Below are 14,914 nucleotides of genomic sequence, written 5' to 3'. Positions count from 1 at the left end.
GTTTCCGTTCTTTCCCTGTCACAACCACGATATCGACGCGAAAGACGCGACCATCGACTCTCCGAATTCGTCGAAATGATAGATCCAGTACAAAAGCTTGCTTCTGAAAGTCGCGATACAAAAATCGGCTTTCGGAAAATGCCATCAAAGTGGTAACTGTAGTCGGGTGCGATGGCCGTCCCACGGACCGTCCGCTGGACGTACTACCTCTATCGGGCGACAACCTCATCCGGGTTCATCGTCCCGATCAGCGTCCTCTACCTCCTCGATCGCGGATACGGTCTCGAGTTCGTCGCGCTCGCACAGGCGACGTTCTCCATCACGCTCGTCGCCACGCAGGTTCCGTCGGGCTACCTCGCCGACCGGATCGGTCGTCGCTCGACGCTCGTCCTGGGAACGGTTCTGCGCACCGTCGGGCTGGCAGGCTACCTGCTCGTCGATTTCGCCGCCGGCTACCTCGCGTTGAAGGTGTTCGTCGGCTCCGCGTGGGCGTTTCGCTCCGGAACGGCCGACGCCTGGCTCTACGAACTACTGGGAATCTACGGCGAACCGGACGAGTTCGCCCGCCTCGAGGGACGGGGCAGCACGCTGCTTTTCACGACGTCGGCGGCGAGTGCGGTGATCGGCGGCGTCCTGTACGGAGTGAGCCCGGAACTCCCGTTTCTCGTCAACGCCGCGCTGGCCGCGCTCGGGCTTCCGCTGCTCGTGGCGTTGCCAAAGACCGGAAAAGGGGCCGGGTCGGCGACCGATTGCCCTGGCCCTGACCCGGGCCACGACCACGATCCCGACCGCGACCCTGACCGCGACAACGAACCCAACCGACACCGACTCCGGGATGGCCTCCGGTCGCTCCGGCGGGAATTCACCCGTCCCGCAGTGGGATGGGTCGTCGTCTACACCGGGTTGCTCTTCCTGCTCTTCGACCTCTCGCGTACGTTCGAACAGCCGGCGCTCGAGGCTGTCGGCCTCCCCGTCGCCGGGCTGGGCGTGCTGTACGCCGGGTTCAAACTCGTGTCGGCGGGAGCCGCCTCGACCGTCGGCTGGCTTCAGGATCGACTCGGCACGCGACGAACGCTGGCGCTGGCCGCGCCGGTACTGGGAGCAGCCTACGTCGTCCCCCTGTTCGTTCCGGCCGCGATCGTTCCGGCGCTGTTCCTCTACCGGAGTTCGCGAGCCGTACTCCGACCGATCCGCAACCAGTATCTCAACGACAGACTGGGCGATACGGACCGCGCGACCGTCCTTTCCGGCGTGTCAATGGTGTCGTCCCTCGCGGCGGCCGCAGCGAGGGTCGTCGGCGGCGAACTCGCCGCGATCGCGGGACCGATCCGATTTCTCGCGTTCGCCGGCGGTGGCCTCGCGCTCGCGGCGGGCGCCCTCTGGCTGACCGTTTCGCCTGTCCGAGGTGCAGGCGACTCGAGCGACGGCGAGGCCGAGCGAAGAATCGCCGCCGACAGTGGTGACTGATGCCGACCAACGACGATAACGGCGGTCACGGCACAACTGACAAGAACCGGACGTCGGTAACGGAGACCAATGCGAGCACGACGCGACCTGTTGACGACGCTCGTCGTCAGTCTCGCTGGCTGTCTCGAGCCGCCAGCGACCGGTTCGCCACCCTCCCATCCACAGGGGAGTTTCGAGTTCGATTTCCGAACAGTCGACGGTGCCGAACTGGTTCGGATTACGGCGACGAACCTCAGCGGTGAACCATCGAATCTGCGGGTTCGGATCGGCGATACAGTGGCCTACGCCGACGGACGATACGGCGAGCAGTACGTCGCCAGCCGCGAGTACGTCGACGAGTGGGACCAGGGACAGGGAGTCGACTCGGGCGACGTTCTCGAGTTGACGACCGGAGACGCGTTCCCCGAGAGCGAACGGCTCGTGATCGAAGTCGAGCACGACGAGAACGACGAGTTCGTCACCATCGGGGAGACACGGATATCAGAGGGAGCTTCCACCATGGCACATCGCAGAACGGGGTACTGAACGTACACGTCTCCCGTACTCGGGTCTTTACTGCTAACGTTGGTACAGATAGCACCATGGGAGTTGAACCACGCCGTCGGCTCGCTTCGCTCGCCCCCGTCTAGTTCGAACCCATCTCAGTATCGTGCTGTCGCGAACAACTCATGAGCGACAGCAACGGGCACGATGGGATTTGAACCACGGTCGCAGCAAGCTGTTCCCTGATTCAAATCCCACGTCCCGGTTCGCTCACTTCGTTCGCTGCACGGGCACGATGGGATTTGAACCCACGACCGTCGGATTAGAAGTCCGACGCTCTATCCGGACTGAGCTACGTGCCCTCGTGTAGGAATGGACGACGGAATAGTATAAGCGGTGTGGATTGTGCCTTCTCGCACGGTCCGATTGAACGCTTTTCCGGTCCGACTGCAGGCGTTTGCGGTCGGACCGACAACGAGTTGCAGGAGTCCGTCTCAGCCGTGGAACCGGTACAGCGACGTGACGTACGGAAGCCGGTTCGCCAGCCAGATCGCGACCGGCAACCCGATGATCGTCATCGCGAGCAGCGCCGCGAGGTTCGCCCAGAGGAAACTGAGCCACCAGCCGACGAACACGAAGTAGAGTGCACGCACCGGAAGCGAGTGCTGGGTAGTCCCGTCGCCGGCCTCGAGGCGCACGGACGATTCCCCTGGCCCCCGTCGAGAGCGGGGTTCCTGGAGCGTGAGCACCGTCGGCACGAGGTTGATCAGTTTGATCCCGATCGGCGCGAGGATTACCGTCACGTTCAGCGCCCACGCGATGTTGACGACGATCGGCGTCAGCCACCAGCCGACGAAAACGAACCAGATCGCTCGAACGAGAAACGACCGCTGTGTCATACTATATCTGGGGAGGGTCGGGGAATAGGCGTGTCGGTACGAGCGGGAGCGGTTCGGCCTCGATCGAGGGGATCGATCTCGAGTCGTGAACCGATCAGAGCCCGAGAAAGCGCAGGAACAGTCCCACGAGCAGAATGCCGGCACCGATGAAGGCCCCGACGAGCGGCGGCAGGATCGGAATCGGGATCACGATCAGGAGGAGGCCGACCACGATCAGTGGCGTGGAGAGGCGCATACCGCCCAGTCCACGCCCATACATAAAGCGGCGTGGGGAGGGGCGTGGTCGATTTCGGGACACGGTATGCAGCCCCGTCACGGCCCCGTCCTGGGACCGGGACCGGGACCAGGATCGGGTCCGGAATCCCCGTTCGCCGATCACGGGCGGGGTTAGGACCAGTATAAGAAAACCCCGGACGCGCCGACGGTCCTGGCATGCAAACCGTCATTCTCGCCGCGGGGCGAGGCACGCGAATGCGACCGCTCACGGAAACCACGCCGAAGCCGATGCTCCCGGTCGCCGGGAAGCCGCTGGTGGCCCGCACCGTCGAAGCCGCGGCCGCGGCCGGCACGGACGAGATCGTTCTCGTCGTCGGCTACGAAGGCGGCGCTGTCCGCGAGTATTTCGGAGAACGGTACGCGGGAACGCCGATCCGGTACGCGACGCAGTCCGAGCGGGACGGAACCGCCGGCGCAGTCGCGGCCGCGAGCGAGCACCTCGAGGGGCCGTTCGCCGTGATCAACGGAGATATCGTCTTCGACCGGGAGTCGCTCGCCGACCTCTACGCGGCCGCTCCGGCGGTCGGTTCGATCCGCGTCGACGACCCGTCGAACTACGGCGTGTTCGACGTTGCGGACGGGACCGTCACCGACGTCGTCGAGAAGCCGTCGGACCCGCCCGGTCAACTCGCGAACGCGGGTGCGTACGCCTTCCCCCAGGAGGCGCTCGAGTACCTGGACGTCCCCCGCAGCGAGCGCGGCGAGTACGAACTCACGGACGTCCTCGAGCGCGTTCTCGCGGAGACCGCCGTCGGCCACGTCGAGTTCGATCGGTGGCTCGACGTCGGCCGGCCGTGGGAACTGCTCGAGGCGAACGAACTCGCACTCGAGTCGATAGAGACCGATATCCGCGGCGACGTCGCGTCGGACGCCGAACTCGAGGGGCCCGTCGTCGTCGAGGAGGGCGCGACCGTCCGGTCGGGAGTCGTCGTCGAGGGACCGGCGCTGCTCCGGGCGGGGGCGACCGTCGGCCCGAACGCCTACGTCCGTGGGGCGACGGTCCTCGGCGAAGACGTCTCGGTCGGCCACGGCGTCGAGATCAAGAACAGCGTCGTGATGTCGGGAACGAGCGTCGGCCACCTCTCGTACGTCGGGGACAGCGTCCTCGGCCGGAACGTCAACTTCGGCGCGGGGACGAACGTCGCGAACCTGCGTCACGACGAGGAACCGGTCCGGATGACCGTCAAGGGCGAGTGTGTCTCGACCGGCCGGCGGAAGTTCGGCGTCGTGCTCGGCGACGGCGTCAAGACGGGGATCGACACGAGCCTGAACGCCGGTGTGACGCTCTCGGCGGGCGAGACCACGAAACCGGGTGCCGTCGTCATGCAGGATCGGTAAGAACGACCCCGAGCCGTCACTTAACCACTGTATAGTAATCGGTCCGTCCGCTCGAGAGGCGGTATGTTCGGAACGAGCGGTATCAGAGGAACCGTCGGCGAGGACGTAACCGCCGATCTCGCGCTCGACGTGGGTCGGGCCCTCGCCTCCGACGGCTACGAGCAGGTGGTCGTGGGACGGGACGTTCGCGAGAGCGGTATCGTCATGTTCGACGCCCTGACAGCCGGGCTCCGCGAGTGTGGGGCCGACGTGCTCGAGGTCGGCGTCGCGTCGACCCCGACGGTCGCGAGGGCCGTCCCGCGGACCGGCGCGGACGCGGGCGTCGTCGTGACGGCGTCGCACAACCCGCCGACCGACAACGGGATCAAACTCTGGTCCGCGGACGGCAAGGCGTTCGACCCCGACCAGCGGGAGTCGATCGCGACGCGAATCGAACGGGAAGCGTACGACCTGCAGCCCTGGGACGGACACGGCTCGAGTGCGCCGCTCACGGACGCGGTCGATCGGCACGCGGCGGCGCTGATCGAGTCCGTCACGATCGACGACCCGCCGAGCGTCGTCGTCGACGTCGGGAACGGGACGGGCGAAATCACCGCCCGCGTCCTCGACGAACTCGGCTGCGACGTCGTGACGTTGAACGGCCAGCAGGACGGGTCGTTCCCCGGGCGACCGAGCGAACCGACGCGCGAGACGCTGGCCACGCTGTCGTCGTGTGTCGCCGTAACCGACGCGCAACTCGGGATCGCACACGACGGCGACGCGGACCGTATGCACGCCGTCGACGGGACCGGCACCTTCGTCCCGAAGGACGTGCTCTTCGCGCTGTTCGCGCGGGAAGCCGCGGAAAACGGCGACGGCGACGTCGTCGCCGCACCGGTCGGCACGAGCGTGACGGTCGACGACGAGGTGGCGGCCGCAGGGGGAAGCGTGAGTCGAACACCGGTCGGCGACGTCCACGTCGCCGAGCGTGCGGCCCGTTCGGACGCCGTCTTCGGGGGCGAACCGAGCGGGGCGTGGATCTGGCCCGAGGAGACTCCCTGTCCCGACGGGCCGCTGGCCGCCTGCAAGCTCGTCGAACTCGTCGCGGAGCGGGGGCCGCTCTCCGAGCTCGTCGCGGACGTCGACAGCTACCCCATCCGCCGGCGATCCGTCGAGGTCGCCGACAAGGAGGCCGTGATGGAGCGGGTCCGCGAACGCGTCCGTGACCGGTACGAGGACGAGGATCAGAGGGCGGAGATCGATACGCGCGACGGCGTCTACGTCGACCTCGAGAACGGCTGGCTACTCCTCCGGGCGAGCGGAACCGAACCGGTCGTCAGGCTCACCGTCGAGGCCCGAACCGAGCGACAGGTCGAACGACTGGAGGGGGACGCGGTCGGCATCCTCCAGCGCGCGATCGAACGGTTCCCGTCCGAGAGGCGGGGCGAGAGCCGCTCAGGCGCGGGTTTAACGGACCGATAATGAAGTGAGTTCGAGCGCAGGCCGGACGTGGCGTGAACTCTCGTGTCGTACAGCCCTCGCTGCCCGGAAGTCCGGCAGCGATCGACACCGAATATCAGCGAGCACTTTCGAATCGATGAGTCGGACACATCGCCGAGACGAGACCGTATCGACTACGACTACTGGAAACACCGCGCCGAACGGATCGAGCGGCCTGGAGACGCTGGTCGTCGGCATCGACGCGGGCTGTCTCCCCGTCTTCGAGCGGCTGTTCGAGGCCGGTTGCGTGCCGACCATCGAACGGCTCTGTTCGGAGGGGGCGACGGCGCCGCTCGAGTCGCAGATCCCCCCGTGGACGCCCAGCGCCTGGCCGTCGATCTACACCGGCGTCAACCCGGGGAAACACGGTGCGATCGGCTTCGTCGGCTACGACGGCTACGATTGGCACGTAACGAGCAACGACGACGTCCGCGAGCACCCACTGTGGACGCTGCTCGATCGCCACGACCGCTCGAGCGTCGTCGTCAACGCCCCGGTCACGCACCCGCCCGACGAGTTCGACGGCGCGGTGATTCCGGGGTTTCTCGGGCCGGAGGATCCGCCCTGCCACCCCGACGGACTGCTGGACGACGTGCGCGCGGCGATCGGCGACTACCGCGTCTACCCGTGCTACTCGCGGGACGATTCGCTGTCGGACGCCGAGAAGCTCGACGAGTACGAGAACCTGATCCGGATGCGAGGCGAAGCGTTTCGGTACCTCGTCGGCGAGTTCGACCCCGACTTCGGCTTCGTCCAGTTCCAGAAGACGGACACCGTCTTCCACGAGTTCGATGGCGACGAGGACGCGGTCCGACGCGTCTACGGAGCGACCGACGACCAGATCGCCGAAATACTGGACGCGTGCGACCCCGATCGGGTGTTCCTGGTCAGCGACCACGGGATGGGGCCCTACGACGGCTACGAGTTCCGGATCAACGAGTTCCTCCGCGACGAGGGGTTCCTCGAGACGACGACCGACGGGAAGGGGATGCCCTCGTGGACGCCGATGCGCAGACGGCTCCGCGAAGGCGAGGAGTGTGACACCTGGGAGCCCGGCGCTGCGGCGCGGGCCGCTTCGGTCGCCGCCCGGTTCGGCGTCACCGCCAGCCGGATCAGGAGCGCCCTCGAGCGGGTCGGCCTCGCCGAGTTCGCGATCGAACACGCGCCGTCGGGAATCTCCCGGACGGCGAACGAACAGGTCGATTTCACCGAATCGACGGCGTACGTCCGGGCACGGACCGAACTCGGCGTCCGGATCAACCTCGAGGGGCGGGACCCGCAGGGGACCGTTCCGCCCGAGGAGTACGAACGGGTCCGGGACGAACTCGTTCGGACGCTTCGGTCCGTCGAAACCCCCGAGGGGGAACCGTTCTTCGAGACGGTTGCGCCCCGCGAACAGTACTTCCACGGGGATCGGCTCGAGGAAACCGTCGACGTCGTCACGATCCCGGCGGGCTTCGAGCACGCGCTCACCGAGCAACTCGGCGGCGACGGTGACGGCTACTTCGGTCCGGCCGAGCCCTGGAACCACAAACTCGAGGGGGTCTTCGTGGCGACGGGTGCCGGGATCGACGAGGACGCCGCGATCGACCGCGCCCACGTGTTCGACGTCGCGCCGACCGTCATGGCGGCCATGGGGGTGCCCCCAAGCGACCGGATGGACGGCGGCGTCGTGCCCGTCGTCGATCCGGTCGAGCCCGTCGCCTACCCCGCCTACGACGCGACGGAAGACGATCGGGAGCGAGCCGGTCCGGGCGAGGACGTGACGGAGCGACTGGCCGACCTCGGATACGTCGACTGAACCGGGCCTGCAGGGGCGTCGTCGATCGTTCGAGCGGATGCAAGGGTCGTTATCCCCGGTATAAGTATAGGTCGACCCGACGACGCCGACGGTACCGATACCTCGATGGGATTCATCGCAGACGTTCGTCTCGGGCACGACGAGCTGCCGCTGGTGCCGACCATGAAGCGACAGCCGGACGTGACGCTGAGACGCGAGTACGAGAGCGCAACGGACGGAAGCCGGGTGCTGTTCGTCTCCGCCTTCGGCGACGGGTACGCGAGCCTCGAGGAGACGCTGGCCGACGACCCCACCGTCTCGGAGCCGACGTGCGTCGCGACGTTCGGACACCGGGCGATCTACCGGCTCGCGGTCGAGACGGGCCTGGCGATCCTGCCCGACTGGTGTGCCGAACACGGGCTGTACGTCTTTACGGTTACGAGCGACAGAACCGGGTGGGTCGCCCGGGTTCACCTTCCGGACCGCGACGCGCTGGCCGCGATCAGACGGCGATATCGGGAGCGCGGCGTCTCGTTTCGCGTGGACAGGCTGCACGACTCGTCCGCCGCCGACGACGGAACCTACTTTCTCACCGATCACCAGCGCGACCTCCTCCTGATGGCGTACGAGGCCGGCTACTTCGACATCCCGCGGCGGGTCACCCAGGACGAACTCGCCGAACGCCTCGAGGTCAGCGACTCGGCGGTGTCCCAGCAACTCCGGCGCGCGATCTCGACGCTGATCGCCGCCACGCTCGAGAACGGTCGGCCGGTCGACGATCCGGTCTGAGCGGGACGGTCGTCGGGCACCTTCGTCTCCGTATCTGCTCCAGCACCCCCATTATACGAGTGATAAACCGCTTTCGTCGACGGCACGGGCCCATCGGCGCCGCTTCGGCTCCTACTGTTTCGAATCGCACAACAGTTCTCGAGCGACGAATCGAGAAGAAACCATCAATTATCGTACCGGATATCTGACTTAAAGGCTTGCTATCCGAACCCCTAGTTACTGGCTCTCCTTACTGCTTCAACTAAAGTGACTATCAATGACGGAAGGAAGCGGCATGGATGATTCGGAGGGTGGACGATCTACAGGGGGGAACGCGACCAACGGTGCTGCTCACGAAGCGCCGGCCCGAAGGGGACGGTCCAGGCGAACGTTCCTGCGCGGCGTCGGTGTCGCGGGCGCCGCAACGGTCGGACTCGCGACGGTCGGGAGCGATCCGGCGGCCGCGTTCCACGGGGAGTACGATACCGTCGTCGACGTCGTCGAGGCCGGGGCCGACAATACCGGCGGGGAGTCGATCACGCCGGTCCTCGAGGACCACCGGGCCGACGACACGGCGTTCGTCTTCCCCGAGGGGCGGTACTACATGGACTCGCAGTTCCGGTTTACCGGGTTCGACAACGTCGGGTTCTTCGGGCAGGACGCGACGCTCGTTCCCGCGGACTACCACGCGTTCGACGGCCCGCAGTTCCGGCTGTTCCGTCTCGGCGTTTCCTACAGTCCGGGGCGCAGGCTCCGGTTCGAAGGGTTCGACGTCGATCAGACCGCGTCCGATACGGGGATCAGGACGATCGAAGCGACCGTCTCACAGCACCTCGAGGTCCGCGACGTCACGATCCACGGGGAACACGACAGCGGAACCTGGGGCCCCGGGATGTTCGCGGTCAGCGACCCCGACGGGAGCGGGGTCGTCGAGCGGTTCCGCGCGCCGGACGGCGGTCTCCACGCCGACTGGACGCCGAACGCGGGGAACATGTGGCGCGGTCCGATCGGCATCGAGGCGAACACCAACGTCGGCCACCTCGAGTTCAGGGACTGCGAACTCGGCGGCTTCCCCGACAACGGGCTGTACGCGGTCAACGACGAGGGGACGATCGTCGTCGACGGCGGTCGGTTCGTAAACAGCAACGGCGCGAGCGTCCGTCTCGGCGGCCAGGGGAGCGAGATCAGGGGCGCGACCGTGGCGGTCGATCGTACCCGATCGTACGACGACAGTCAGCGGGGCATCCGACTCGAGCACGGCGACGACCTGCAGGTGACGGACGTCGACATCTCGATCACCTCGCCGAAGCCGACGAGTCACGCGATTTCGGTGATGAACTCCTGTCAGTCCTCGCGGATCGAGGAGACCTCGATCGAGATCCGCGGCGACCGGGTGAACCACGGGATCGTCGTCTCGCCGGAGGCCGGCGAGACGTACATCGGGGGCGGCGGCGTCGTCCACGAGGCCGGCGGCGGCTACCCGCTCTGGATCACGGATACGGACAGGCGAGATCGGGTCCTCGTCGAACTCTTCGACGTCTCCGGCGAGGCCGGGGTCACCTCGGCCGGCTTCCGCGACGGGATCCGGTGTGAGCGGGACAACTGCCGGTTCAGCCACGTGACCGTCGATCAGCCGGGCCGCAACGGCGCCGATCGGAACGGGATCGTCATCTCGGGCGACGAAACGACGGTGTACAAGGGAACCTTTCACGCGAGTCAGTACCCCTACATCGACCAGGGCGACGGGAACCACCTCCGGAACTCCGAGACGGTGTCGTACGAGGACGGCCTCGAGGGCGTCCGCCTCTACCCCGGCATCGAGGGGCCGGAGTTCCGGGTCAACCGGATCGTCAACGGGATCGACGACCTGGGCGCCAGCAACGTGCTGACCTGGGAGAACACCTACGAGTAACTGGTCGGCGGCGCAAGCGAGCTACCGGAACCGCTCGAGAGCGTCGGTCGCCGCGACCGTCTCGCAGGCGAGCCTCGAGATGACCGACCGCCGGTCAGCCGGACGGCGGAAACCGCCTCCCGGGGCGCTTAACACTGCTATAATAACGACCCGTCGGCGAGACCGGGTCGATACTGTGGCGATCGTGTACGACGCCGACCGGTCGAACGAGGCGCATCGCCGGCCGTCGGCACTGAGGGGAGGACAGCGACCGTAACCATGAACAGGAGCATCGCCAGTGGCATCCTCTCGGTCGTCAGCGCGAAGGTCGTCGTGTTGGTCGTGACCGCCGTCTCGACGCCGCTCCTGTACCGGTTCCTCGGCGCGTCGGGATACGGGGACTACGCGTTCCTGCTGTCGGTGTTCGCCATCTACATGATCTTCGTCAGCTCCGGGATCACCGACGGCGTCCGGAAGTACCTCGCGGAGGATCGCTCCGTCCCCCACTGGGAGGCGTACGTCGCCGGCTTCTACCTGCGGTTGGCGATCTGGCTCGCGGCCGTCGGGACGCTCGTCATGGTCGCCGCCGCCGAGTTCGGCTACGTCGCCCTCGCGTTCGGCGATGGACTGGCGTCGTACTTCTACGTGCTCGCGATCCTCGTGGTCACGGCCCAGTTCCGTGACTTCGCCCGGAAGACGCTGATGGGGTTCGGCCTCGAGCGGTACTCGGAACCGCTGAAGATCCTCGACAAGGTCGGCTTCGTCGCGGTCGCGATCCCGCTCGTCTACGCCGGGTTCGGCGTGACGGGCGCGCTGCTCGGCCACATCGTCGCGAGCGCGCTCGTCGCCGTCGTCGGGCTGGCGCTGGTCCACCGCCGGATCTCGCTGGTTTCGGTGTTCTCACACCCGAGCACGGGGTTCCCGCGAAAGCGGATGCTGACGTTCAACTCGATGAGCATCGTCCTCGTGCTCCTTCTGATGTCGCTGTACCACGTCGACATCCTGATGCTCCAGCAGTTCCGGGAGAGCGCGGAGGTGGGCAACTACCGGGCCGCCCTCCAGCTCGCGGAGTTCCTCTGGTTCGTCCCGCTGGCGCTGCAGACGGTGTTCGTCCACTCGACCTCCGAACTGTGGTCCCGGGGCCGCACCCGGAAGATCACGGAACTCGCCTCCCGCACGACCCGGTACGCGTTCCTCCTGACCGCCGTCATGGCGGTCGGCCTCGCGGCCCTCGCCGACGTCGCCGTTCCCCTCTACTTCGGCCCCGAGGCCGAGCCGGCGATCGAGCCGCTCCTGCTTCTGTTGCCCGGCGCGCTCGGGTTCGCGCTCGCCAGGCCGATCCTCGCCGTCTCCCAGGGGAACGGGACGCTCCGGTACCCGGTCGTCGCCACCGGCGTCGCGGCGGGGATCAACGTCGTCCTGAACGCGTTGCTGATCCCGTCCTACGGCATGCGAGGCGCCGCGGTCGCGACCAGCGTCGGCTACGGCTCGATGTTCGTCCTCCACTGCTGGAGCGCCCGGCTCGTCGGGTTCGATCCCCTGGCCGACGCACGCCTGGCACGGACAGTACTGACGACGGCCCTCTCCGCCGTCCCCATCGTCGCGCTGGCGGCAGCGATCGAGAACCCGTGGCTCGCCCTGACCGTCGTCCCGCCGGTCGGTCTGGCGCTTTTCGTCACGGTCGCGCTACTCGTCGGCGCACTCGACCCGACCGAACCGCTCGAGGTGCTGGCGGCGTTCCCGGACCCCGTCGGTTCGGCGGCGGCCGGACTGCAGGCCCGCCTCGAGGGGGTCGGGGGTACCGCCTCGGGCAACTGGCTCCAGATCCTGCTGTTCGTCGCGGGCCTCGTCCTGCTGGTTGCGGGGCTCGTCGTCGGCCTTCTGGGAATCGACGCGGGAACGGTACTGGCGTAGACGGGAACGGAGACGAGAACGAGAGAGGGCCGAACGCGAACGGGAACCGGTCACTCGAGCCGCGACGAACGGCTACCGCACCTGCGTCTCGAGGTGTTCGCTCTGTCCCATGTCGAACACCATCGCGAACAGGAGGAACGCGACGCCGGCGACGAGCAACAACAGTCCGCCGACTCCGGCCACCGGCACGGCGACTACCGCGAGCGCCGACAGCAGGGCCAGGCCGAGCGCGAGGACGCCGGCCCCGGCCATCCCCGCGCCGACGAGGTAGAACAGCGCGAGGGGGTGGAAGTCGAGCACGAGGTACTTCGTTTTCAGCCGCCACAGGAAGTTCCGCAACAGCATGGTCGACACCTTCGGGACGTACTCCGAGTAGCGGATGCTCGACTCCTCCTCGCCGTAGACGGCCGGCATCGCCACGTCCGCGACGCGCATCCCGCGGACGTTCAGTTTCACCAGCAGGTCGTTGCAGTAGCCGTAGTACTCGTAGAGGCCCTCGACGTCGATCGCCTCGAGCGCCCCGCGGGAGATGGCCGTGTACCCGTTCTGGGGGTCCATCGTCTTCCAGTAGCCGGCGGCGACCTTGGTCAGGAACGACAGCATCGCGTTCCCGACGAAGCGAAACCGGGGCATGGCCGCGCGGTACTCCGCCGAGAGGAGGCGGTTCCCCTTCGCGTAGTCCGCCTCGCCCTCGACGATCGGATCCAGCAGCCGCGGCATCCGCGAGAGGTCCATCTGCCCGTCCGCGTCGACCGTCACGGTCGCATCTATCCCGTCGGCTCGGGCGGCCAGATAGCCGGTCTTGATCGCGCCGCCGGCACCGCGGTTCTCCCGGTGCTGGATCGGGACGACCCGTCCGATCCGCTCGTGAACGAAGGCACGGGACTCGAGGGCGGCGGTGCCGCCGTCGGCCACGAGACGGTCCGGATCAGGGTCGGAGCTTCCGCGGGCGGGACGCCCGTCGCCGGCGTCCGCTCGCGCGGCCTCTAAGATCTCCGTCCAGGTGCCGTCGGTCGACTGGTCGTCGATCGCGTAGATCCGATCGACGTAGTCGGGCATGTCGCGAATCACGTCCCCGACGAACCCCTCCTCGTCGTAGGCAGGTAACACGACGCCGACGGTCGCGTCGTGGTACATCAGCGCCACCCCCGTATCGGGCCGACTCCGTCGGCGATGGCGGGGCCGTTCGGGCCGGTGGCAGCGGGTTCAGTTCCGATCATGGTCCAGGAGTTCCGTCGCGGTGACGACGTCGACGTCCGCCCGATCGACGTGCTCGAGCAGGTCCGCGAACGCCCGCTCGGAGAGGCCGTCGTCGCCGACGTGTTCGAAGTGAAGGACCGCGAGCTGGCCGAACTCGGCCGCGCGATCCACGTACTCCTTCGTCACGTCCCCCTCGGCGCCGGAGAAGAACCCGAGGTTGTGCGGGTCCGTCACCGGCAGGGCGTTCGGCGCGCCGCCGAAGCGGAACGCCCCCTCGTGGTGGTCCTCCACGAGATCCATCGTGTTCGGGCCGACCACGTTCCGCGGCGCGACGAAGTAGTCGGCGCCGTCCTCGAACCCGTTCGTCTCGAGGTAGGCCTTCGTCCGCCGGATCAGTTCGGCCTGCTCGTCGGGCGCGTAGTCGGCGAGCGATCGAGCCCCGGTTCGCGGTCGCGCCGCCAGGTCCCAGCCGGCGTCGGCCAGATCGTCCAGTTGCTCCCGGGTGAGCCTGCCGGACCGGGTCTCGCCGACGGCTTCGGGAATGATCGCTTCGACGCCCGCGAAGCCGTGCTCCGACAGGCGCTCGAGCGCGACCGAGTGGTGGCTCTCGAGGGTCCCGTCGAACAGCAACAGGACCTTCCCCGTCTCCGGCCGGTCGACCGCCCGGAGGTCGTCGACCCGACAGTCGACGGGGCCGGTCGAATCGCCCCGGGGCCGGACGCTCAGGCGAATCTCCCGGACGTCGGCGAGCGACGGCTCTCCCTCGACCCGTCCGGTACCGAAGTCGACGCGCACCCACCTGTCGGTCGGGCCGATCAGCGTCCGGCGCAACGCCACCGCGTTCCGGTGGTCGGGGGCCAGCAACTCGAGCGTGAGCTGCAACTGTTCGCGTTCGGCGGCCTTGACCGCAAGTGAGAGGTTCGACTCCCGGAGGTCGATCCCGTGCGGGTTCGTCGTGTAGACGGCCGCGTACTCGGCGTCGTCGGCCCGTAGCCGGGCCGACTGCGTCCCCGCGTACGGGTCGTCTGTCGCGGCCTCGAGCGTCCCGGCGTCGATCATCGACACCCAGTCGTCGAGCGGTTCGAAGGAAGCGATCCGCTCGCCGGGCAGGTCGGGCCGCTCCGCGGCGGTTTCGTTGCCGTCGCCGTCGACGTCGCCGTTGGCGTCCTCCACCGCGTTCGGGGACGATTCCGCCGGCCTCGATCCGTTGCTGCCGTCCCGGCCCGAAACGTTCGAGAGGCACCCGGCGCTGCCGAGCGCACCGGCCGAGACGACCGCGGTCACGAACGATCGTCGGGTTCTGTCCGTCATCATCGGCCGGGACGAACCGTCCGCCCTTTCTTATACAGGCGTTAGTCCGGCGTCGGTTCGACGCGGGCCCGCGGATCGGGCGGGCGACCCTCGAGCCGAATCGTCCCG

General features: G+C 67.6%; 12 protein-coding genes and 1 tRNA gene. 8 read left to right on the top strand and 5 right to left on the bottom strand.

All coding sequences use genetic code 11. The features are described 5' to 3' along the window. Positions 1–171: 171 nt before the first annotated feature. Both CHINAEXTREME_RS04950 and CHINAEXTREME_RS04945 read left to right on the top strand, forming a co-directional pair. On the top strand, positions 172–1,467 hold the full coding sequence (locus CHINAEXTREME_RS04950) for an MFS transporter (RefSeq protein ID WP_007141369.1): 1,296 nt from the start codon (positions 172–174) through the stop codon (positions 1,465–1,467). Between the two features lie 69 nt (positions 1,468–1,536). Beyond that, positions 1,537–1,992 (top strand): hypothetical protein, encoded by a 456-nt coding sequence (locus CHINAEXTREME_RS04945; protein ID WP_007141368.1) that lies wholly within the window; start codon positions 1,537–1,539, stop codon positions 1,990–1,992. Positions 1,993–2,237: 245 nt separating this feature from the next. On the opposite strand, the gene CHINAEXTREME_RS04940 is transcribed toward CHINAEXTREME_RS04945, so the two are convergent. The 3 genes from CHINAEXTREME_RS04940 to CHINAEXTREME_RS21780 all read right to left on the bottom strand — a co-directional run bounded on the left by CHINAEXTREME_RS04940 (position 2,238) and on the right by CHINAEXTREME_RS21780 (position 3,084). Continuing rightward, positions 2,238–2,312: transfer RNA gene (locus tag CHINAEXTREME_RS04940), tRNA-Arg, on the bottom strand. 132 nt (positions 2,313–2,444) lie between these two features. Further along, positions 2,445–2,849, bottom strand: coding sequence for a YccF domain-containing protein (locus CHINAEXTREME_RS04935; RefSeq protein ID WP_007141367.1), 405 nt, complete (start codon positions 2,847–2,849; stop codon positions 2,445–2,447). 94 nt (positions 2,850–2,943) lie between these two features. Beyond that, the gene (locus CHINAEXTREME_RS21780; RefSeq protein ID WP_169317734.1) at positions 2,944–3,084 is read right to left on the bottom strand and encodes a hypothetical protein; all 141 of its coding nucleotides are present in this window, start codon (positions 3,082–3,084) and stop codon (positions 2,944–2,946) included. A gap of 197 nt (positions 3,085–3,281) precedes the next feature. On the opposite strand from CHINAEXTREME_RS21780, the gene glmU reads away from it, so the two are divergent. The 6 genes from glmU (at position 3,282) to CHINAEXTREME_RS04905 (ending at position 12,295) form a co-directional block, all read left to right on the top strand. Next, a complete protein-coding gene (gene glmU / locus CHINAEXTREME_RS04930) occupies positions 3,282–4,463 on the top strand; it encodes a bifunctional sugar-1-phosphate nucleotidylyltransferase/acetyltransferase (RefSeq protein ID WP_010546405.1) in 1,182 nt (393 codons plus the stop codon). A 63-nt stretch (positions 4,464–4,526) separates the two neighbouring features. After that, positions 4,527–5,924, top strand: a complete 1,398-nt coding sequence (gene glmM, locus CHINAEXTREME_RS04925; RefSeq protein ID WP_007141364.1) for a phosphoglucosamine mutase — start codon at positions 4,527–4,529, stop codon at positions 5,922–5,924. Between the two features lie 115 nt (positions 5,925–6,039). Beyond that, a complete protein-coding gene (locus CHINAEXTREME_RS04920; protein ID WP_007141363.1) occupies positions 6,040–7,743 on the top strand; it encodes an alkaline phosphatase family protein in 1,704 nt (567 codons plus the stop codon). Positions 7,744–7,848: 105 nt separating this feature from the next. After that, positions 7,849–8,511, top strand: coding sequence for a helix-turn-helix domain-containing protein (locus tag CHINAEXTREME_RS04915; RefSeq protein WP_007141362.1), 663 nt, complete (start codon positions 7,849–7,851; stop codon positions 8,509–8,511). Between the two features lie 256 nt (positions 8,512–8,767). Beyond that, entirely contained in the window at positions 8,768–10,402 is a 1,635-nt protein-coding gene (locus CHINAEXTREME_RS04910; protein WP_394295307.1) for a right-handed parallel beta-helix repeat-containing protein, read from the top strand. 258 nt (positions 10,403–10,660) lie between these two features. Then, positions 10,661–12,295: a flippase gene (locus tag CHINAEXTREME_RS04905; RefSeq protein ID WP_007141360.1), complete on the top strand. Its 1,635-nt coding sequence runs from the start codon at positions 10,661–10,663 to the stop codon at positions 12,293–12,295. 72 nt (positions 12,296–12,367) lie between these two features. Here the strand turns inward: CHINAEXTREME_RS04905 and CHINAEXTREME_RS04900 are convergent, their stop codons facing one another. Next, a complete protein-coding gene (locus CHINAEXTREME_RS04900) occupies positions 12,368–13,432 on the bottom strand; it encodes a glycosyltransferase family 2 protein (protein ID WP_007141359.1) in 1,065 nt (354 codons plus the stop codon). A 69-nt stretch (positions 13,433–13,501) separates the two neighbouring features. Next, positions 13,502–14,806, bottom strand: a complete 1,305-nt coding sequence (locus CHINAEXTREME_RS04895; protein ID WP_010546406.1) for a polysaccharide deacetylase family protein — start codon at positions 14,804–14,806, stop codon at positions 13,502–13,504. Positions 14,807–14,914 lie beyond the last annotated feature (108 nt).

It is taken from the genome of Halobiforma lacisalsi AJ5 (assembly GCF_000226975.2).
Taxonomy (GTDB): Archaea; Halobacteriota; Halobacteria; order Halobacteriales; family Natrialbaceae; genus Natronobacterium; species Natronobacterium lacisalsi.
The sequence above is the reverse complement of the archived record's forward strand: the minus strand, read 5'-3'. Positions and strand labels throughout refer to the sequence as shown.